Annotated in this window: 6 protein-coding genes; 4 read left to right on the top strand and 2 right to left on the bottom strand. The window is 65.6% G+C overall.

Annotation, left to right across the window (positions count from 1 at the left end; all coding sequences use genetic code 11):
* A partial coding sequence (locus G7B69_RS14335; RefSeq protein ID WP_166180475.1) for an IS6 family transposase occupies positions 1 to 476 on the top strand: 476 nt, incomplete at its 5' end.
* Positions 477 to 524: 48 nt separating this feature from the next.
* Here G7B69_RS14335 and G7B69_RS16955 read toward each other — a convergent pair.
* Positions 525 to 635 carry a flavodoxin family protein gene (locus G7B69_RS16955; RefSeq protein WP_166180473.1) on the bottom strand — a complete coding sequence of 37 codons (111 nt, stop codon included), beginning with the start codon at positions 633 to 635 and terminating at the stop codon, positions 525 to 527.
* A gap of 177 nt (positions 636 to 812) precedes the next feature.
* Between G7B69_RS16955 and ppsA the strand changes: the two genes are divergently transcribed.
* From ppsA to G7B69_RS14315, 3 genes are read left to right on the top strand one after another with little or no spacing between them, the layout of a single operon-like run.
* Positions 813 to 3,281 carry a phosphoenolpyruvate synthase gene (gene ppsA, locus G7B69_RS14325; protein WP_243415196.1) on the top strand — a complete coding sequence of 823 codons (2,469 nt, stop codon included), beginning with the start codon at positions 813 to 815 and terminating at the stop codon, positions 3,279 to 3,281.
* Positions 3,278 to 4,231: a 1-phosphofructokinase family hexose kinase gene (locus tag G7B69_RS14320; RefSeq protein WP_166180471.1), complete on the top strand. Its 954-nt coding sequence runs from the start codon at positions 3,278 to 3,280 to the stop codon at positions 4,229 to 4,231. Before ppsA ends, G7B69_RS14320 begins: the two co-directional genes overlap by 4 nt.
* Positions 4,232 to 4,285: 54 nt before the next feature.
* Positions 4,286 to 5,194, top strand: a complete 909-nt coding sequence (locus G7B69_RS14315) for a fructose bisphosphate aldolase (RefSeq protein ID WP_166180469.1) — start codon at positions 4,286 to 4,288, stop codon at positions 5,192 to 5,194.
* A 96-nt stretch (positions 5,195 to 5,290) separates the two neighbouring features.
* Here G7B69_RS14315 and G7B69_RS14310 read toward each other — a convergent pair whose 3' ends face one another.
* Complete coding sequence (locus G7B69_RS14310) at positions 5,291 to 6,187, bottom strand: hypothetical protein (RefSeq protein WP_166180467.1); 897 nt, start codon at positions 6,185 to 6,187, stop codon at positions 5,291 to 5,293.
* Between the last annotated feature and the right edge of the window lie 146 nt (positions 6,188 to 6,333).

Genomic DNA, 6,333 nt, shown 5'->3' with positions numbered 1-6,333 from the left:
GGCAGTGGAAGTGGCACCTCGACGAGGTCTACGTGAAGATCAACGGCGAGATGCATTACCTGTGGCGAGCGGTGGACCAGGAAGGCGAGGTGCTCGAGAGCTACGTCACCAAGACGAGGGACAAGGCTGCTGCGCTCACCTTCATGAAGAAGGCGCTCAAGCGCCATGGCTCACCCGAGACGATTACCACCGACGGGCTGCGCTCGTACAAGGCAGCGATGAGCGAGCTTGGCAATGCCGACAAGCAGGAGATCGGCCGCTGGGCCAACAACCGGGTGGAGAACAGTCACCTGCCGTTCCGACGACGAGAGCGGGCGATGCTGCGGTTCCGGCAGATGAAGAGCCTGCAGAAGTTCGCCTCGCTCCACGCCAACGTCCACAACCACTTCAACCTCGAACGCCACCTCGTCGACAGAGAGACCTACAAGACCCGCCGCTCGGCCGCCCTGGCCGAGTGGCAGAGCCTCATGGCCTGAGGCATGCCGGGGAAGGGGAGAGCTCTGTCAATCGGAGACAAGTTGCGATTAGACTGACAGCACCCGCTCGAGGTCTGCGCCAAGCTCGCGTGCCAGAGCCTTTGCGACGAGATGGGTGTTACCGGTGCGCGAATAGTCGACGACGAGAACGCGTGACATGGAACGGACTCCGGCTGCTTGTGGGGATCCGTGCATGCGCCGACCCCGCGAAGAACCGAATCCGCAATATCCCGGATGGTGACGGCCCGCCGGACCAGTTCTGTGCGAACCTCTGCGAACGAGCCGTTGGTAACATTGCGGATGGCACGGTGTGAGCCCCTGCCGCAGGCACACTGGATGAGCAGCAGGACAGTCCCGAACGGCATGCCGCTACCCCCGCAAGCAAGGGCCCCCGCAGTGGCGGTCGAGCCGCGCTGGATCGTGCCATTTCGCGAGGTCGGGATCGATGACGTCGGCACCGTCGGAGGAAAGAACGCTTCGCTGGGGGAAATGCTCACCGCGCTCGGCGGCGAAGGCGTGCGGGTCCCCGATGGCTTCGCGGTGACGGCCGATGCCTATCGCGCCACCATCGAGGCGGCCGGGCTGACCGACATGCTGAGGGACCGCCTTGCGGCCTTGCGCGACGGGACGCTGGCGCTGCACGCAGTCGGCGGGCAAATCCGCGCGGCGATCCGCCACGCGCCGCTGCCCTATGCGGTCGCGGCATCCATCCGCGAAGCCTACCGCGCGCTTTGCGAGGAGGCCGGCCAGGCCGATGTGGCGGTGGCGGTGAGGTCGAGCGCGACGGCGGAGGACCTGCCCGATGCGAGCTTCGCCGGACAGCAGGAAACTTTCCTCAACGTTGCCGGCGAAGCCGCGCTGCTGGAGGCCTGCCGCGCCTGCTATGCGTCATTGTTTACCGACCGCGCGATCTCGTACCGCGAGGCGAAGGACTTCGATCATCTGGCCGTGGCGCTATCGGTCGGCGTGCAGCGGATGGTCCGCTCCGACAAGGCCGGCTCGGGCGTCATGTTCTCGCTCGATCCGGAAACCGGCTTTCCCGGCGTGGTTGTCATCAGCGCCGCATGGGGTCTGGGCGAACTGGTCGTGCAGGGCGAGGTCGATCCCGACCGCTACACGGTGTTCAAGCCGCTGCTCGAGCGCAAAGGCTCGCGGCCCGTGATCGGCAGGAAATGCGGCGGCAAGGCGCACAAGCTGATCTATGCGACCGGCGGCAGCGCGCGCACCAAGCAAATTGCCACGACCCAGTCCGAGCGCACGGCCTTCGTGATCGGTGACGACGACGTGCTCTGCCTCGCCCGCTGGGCGGTGGCCATCGAGCGCCATTATGGCCGGCCTATGGACATGGAATGGGCCAAGGACGGCGAGACCGGGGAGCTGTTCATCGTCCAGGCGCGGCCGGAGACCGTCCAGTCGGTCCGCAAAGTCGGAACGCTGAAGAGCTGGCATATCGAGACGGGCGGCGCCGAGCCGGTGGTGTCGGGTGCGGCCGTGGGCCAGGGAATTGCGGCGGCTCCGGTCTGCCTGATCCGCGACCCGGCCGATGTCGAACACTTTGCAGATGGGGCCATCCTGGTTACCGAGATGACCGACCCGGATTGGGTCCCGGCGATGCGCCGCGCCGCGGGGATCGTCACCGACCACGGCGGCCCGACCAGCCATGCCGCGATCGTCAGCCGCGAGCTGGGGGTGCCGGCGGTTGTCGGCACCGGGAATGCCACCGAGGTTCTCGCGGACGGAAGCACCATCACGCTGTCCTGCGCCGAAGGCGACGACGGCCATGTTTACAGCGGCAAGCTGCTCTTCGGGTCAGAAGAGATCGATGTTTCCGATCTGCCTGAAACGCGCACCGCGTTGATGATCAATCTGGCCGATCCCGACACGGCATTCGCCTGGTGGCAGCTACCGGCGAAGGGGGTCGGCCTTGCGAGGATGGAGTTCATCATCAGCAACTGGCTGCGGGTCCATCCGATGGCGCTGGTGCATCCGGAGTTGGTCAAGGATGGCCGCGCGCGCCGCGCAATCGAGCGGCTCGTCCGCGGTTATGCCGAGCCAACGGAATACTTCGTCGATCGCTTGGCGCTCGGCATCGGGCGGATTGCCGCGGCGTGCCACCCGCATCCCGCGATCGTTCGCCTGAGCGATTTCAAGACCAACGAGTATGCCCGGCTGCTCGGCGGAGCCGACTTCGAGCCACAAGAAGAGAACCCGATGCTCGGCTTTCGCGGTGCCTCGCGCTACTACAGCGAGCAATACCGCGAGGGCTTCGCGCTCGAATGCCGGGCGCTCAAGCGGGTGCGAGAGGAAATGGGCTTCACCAACGTAACGGTGATGGTTCCTTTCTGTCGCACGCCCGAGGAGGCCGACAAGGTGCTCGCAGAAATGGCCACCAACGGCCTGGTCCGCGGCGAAAACGGCCTCGAAGTCTATGTGATGTGCGAAATCCCAGCCAATGTCCTGCGAGCGGAAGATTTCGCCCGGCGCTTCGACGGCTTCTCGATCGGATCGAACGACCTCACCCAGCTGGTGCTGGGCGTCGATCGGGACTCCGCGATGCTTGCCTCGCTGTTCGACGAGCGCGACCCGGCAGTGAAGGCGATGATCGCCGACCTCATTCCGCGGGCCCATGCGGCCGGCGCGAAAGTGGGCATATGTGGCCAGGCACCAAGCAATTATCCTGAATTCGCGCGTTTCCTGGTCGAGTGCGGGATCGATTCCATCTCGCTCAACCCGGACAGCTTCGTGAAGACGCTGAGGACAGTCGCCGAGGCCGAAGAAGGCGAAGGCGTGCCAGCAATCGCATGATGGAAATTGCCACCCTTACGATGAACCCGACAGTCGACGTCGCGCTCGAGGTCGACCGGGTCGTCCACACCCACAAGATGCGCGGCCGCAATGAGCTGCATGCGCCCGGTGGCGGCGGCATCAACGTTGCCCGGGTGTTCGTGCGGCTCGGCGGGAATGCCCGCTGCTACTATCTCTCCGGCGGTCCCATGGGCGTGGCGCTCGACGGCCTGCTCGATTTGCATCAGCTCCTCCGGACGAGGATCCCGATCGCTGGCGAAACCCGCATCAGCACGGCGGTGCACGAGCGGGAGAGCGGCAAGGAGTATCGTTTCCTCGCCGAGGGACCGACGGTCAGCGAAACCGAATGGCAGGCATGCCTCGACGCGGTGGGACAGGCGCGATGCGACTACCTTGTCGCGAGCGGCTCGTTGCCCAAGGGCGTGCCGGACGATTTCTTCGCGCGCGTCGCTGCGATGGCGAACAAGCGCGGAATCCGCTTCGTGCTCGACAGCTCGGGCCCGGCGCTCGCCCAGGGCCTCGCGGGTGCCGGCGTCTTCCTTGTGAAGCCTAGCCTCGGCGAACTCCGCGCGGTCACCGGGCAAAGCCTGGCCACGGATGAGGCGATCGCCTCCGCCGCCGCCGCCATCGTGAGCAGAGGCGAAGCCGAAAATGTCGCCGTCACGATGGGCCGGGACGGCGCGCTGCTGGCCACCAAGGCTGGAATCCAGCGCCTGCCCGCGTTGCAGGTGCCGACTGCCAGCGCGGTCGGCGCAGGCGATAGCTTTCTCGCGGCGATGGTCCATGCCTTCGCCGCGGGAGGGGACGTGGACAAGGCGTTCCGTTTCGGTATCGCCGCCGGTGCGGCGGCCGTCCTCAGGCCGGGCACCGACCTCGCCGCAGCAGCGGATATCGAGCGCCTGCACGACGCGATGGAAGCGGAGGTTTCGGCGCGTTCCGTCGGGACCTAGGTCGCTCGGTCGATATCGCACTGGAAGAGGAGCGCGCTGGTGAACCGCGAGCAAATGATGGATCGCATCCGCCGCGCGAAGGGCATCATCGCGGCAATCGATCAATCGGGGGGCTCAACGCCCAAGACGCTGATCCGCTATGGCCTGTCGCCCGATGCCTGGACCGGCGAGGAAGAGATGTTCGATCTCATCCACCGGATGCGCTGTCGGATCCTCCTCTCGCCGGCGTTTGACGGCCAGAAGGTGCTGGCTGCGATCCTGTTCGAGCGCACGATGAAGGGGGTGGCGGGGGGCAAGCCGGTTCCGCAACTTCTGCACGACAAGGGCATCGTGCCGTTCGTCAAGATCGACCAGGGCTTGGAGGCCGAAGCCGACCGCGTCCAGTTGATGAAACCGATTCCCGATCTGCCTCGCAAGTTGGCGCAGGCACGAGAGCTGGGGATGCTCGGCACGAAAGCACGATCCCTGATCAAGGGTGCCGATCCGAAGGGAATCGCCGCCATCGTCAGGCAACAATTCGAGATAGGGAAGGCCGTTCTCGACGCCGACCTGCTGCCGATTCTCGAGCCGGAATATGACATTTACGCCCCCGACCGAGCCGAAGGAGAAGCTATCCTGCGAAGCGAGCTGCTCAAGGGACTCTCCGGATTGCCCGAAGGGCGCCAAATCGTTCTGAAGTTGTCGATCCCCGTCGAACCCAACGCCTGTCTTGAGCTGATGCGGCACGCCCGCGTTGCGCGCGTCGCGGGCCTTTCGGGGGGCTACAGCCGGTCCGAGGCATGCGCTGAACTGGCGAAGAATCCCGGCATGATTGCCAGTTTCAGCCGAGCGCTCATGTCGGACCTTCGAGCGAACATGAGCGAGCAGCAATTTGACGAGTCATTGGCGACGGCCATCGACGAAATATACCGGGCGAGCACCGACCCGACGGTGCCTTTCGCCGCGGTCAGTTCATCGTCTTGAGCGCGGCGTCGGCACCGTATCGGAAAACCGACGGAACGGCGGGCGGCCCGGGAAGGTGATCCGCGACGGAGACGAGCCCCTTCGCGGGTCGAGGACTTAGTTCGAGTTCAGCAACCGCCCCGGGAAGTGCGAGCTGCAGGCCATCACATGCGTGATCGCTTCACGGTCGTATTCGTCGCCCGAGCGATACTTGTCGAAATAGGCGTTCAGCCGGCAAATTCGCTCGGGCATGGCGCGCGCGGCCTGCAGGCCGACCGAGACGCCGTAGTTGGCAAACGCGATGCGGACCCCTCGGGCATAGCTTGCGCGCGCGAAATAGCCGGGCGGATCCGTCCACAGCTCTTCGAGTGCCGCGAGCGAACGCTGAGTCTGTACCCGCGCCCATGGCTCGTCGGGGAAGAAGTGGGCGAGCCACAGCATCATGCCGAGCCCGAGGTCCTGGTCGATCTCGAGCGAGCGGTATTGCCCGTCAATCAGCTGGCGCATCTCGGCGATCTCGGGTGCGAGCGCGCGCGCATCCAGCAGCTTGTACGAGACGTAACCGTCGAATGCGTCCATCGCCCCGAGGCCGTAACCGGGATAAGGTCCGGAGAGGTCCTCGCGCATTTTCCAGGCGACTCCGCGCCCGGGGATGACGAACGCCGAATGGACTTCGCGCACGAGCGCGATCCCGCGCTGGCGGTACTCCGGCAACTCGTCGCCGAGCCGCGCGAGCGCGAACATCCACATGGCCAGGTAATGGAAGTATTGTCCGTCGCGATCGGGCGCCTCGCCGATGCGCAAGCCGCGCTCGCGGCCGAGCACCCGCTCCACGTTGGCGACCAGCTGTTCGGCCTTGTCGAGCCACGTGCGTTCACCCAGTTCGCGATAGAGCGACAGGTAGAGGACCACCCCGAACGCGTCGGTCCACAAGTACCGCAAGCCGTTCGGCCAGATGGCCTCGGCCTCCATGAACGCGAGCTTGTCGCGGACGTAGTCGATCTCGAAATCCATTGCCGCGGCAACCGGTTACCAGGGCCCCATGTCTTTGGGTGGCGGCGTCTCCGGCGGGCAGCGGTCGGGCTCGTCGATGTCCGGGAGTGGAGGTTCGGATTCCGGAGGAGGGGACACGAACGGCTCGTGCTTTGGCGGCACGATGC

It is taken from the genome of Croceibacterium segetis (assembly GCF_011320115.1).
Taxonomy (GTDB): Bacteria; Pseudomonadota; Alphaproteobacteria; order Sphingomonadales; family Sphingomonadaceae; genus Croceibacterium_B; species Croceibacterium_B segetis.
Note: the sequence above shows the minus strand (reverse complement) of the source record. Positions and strands in the feature narration are given on the sequence as shown.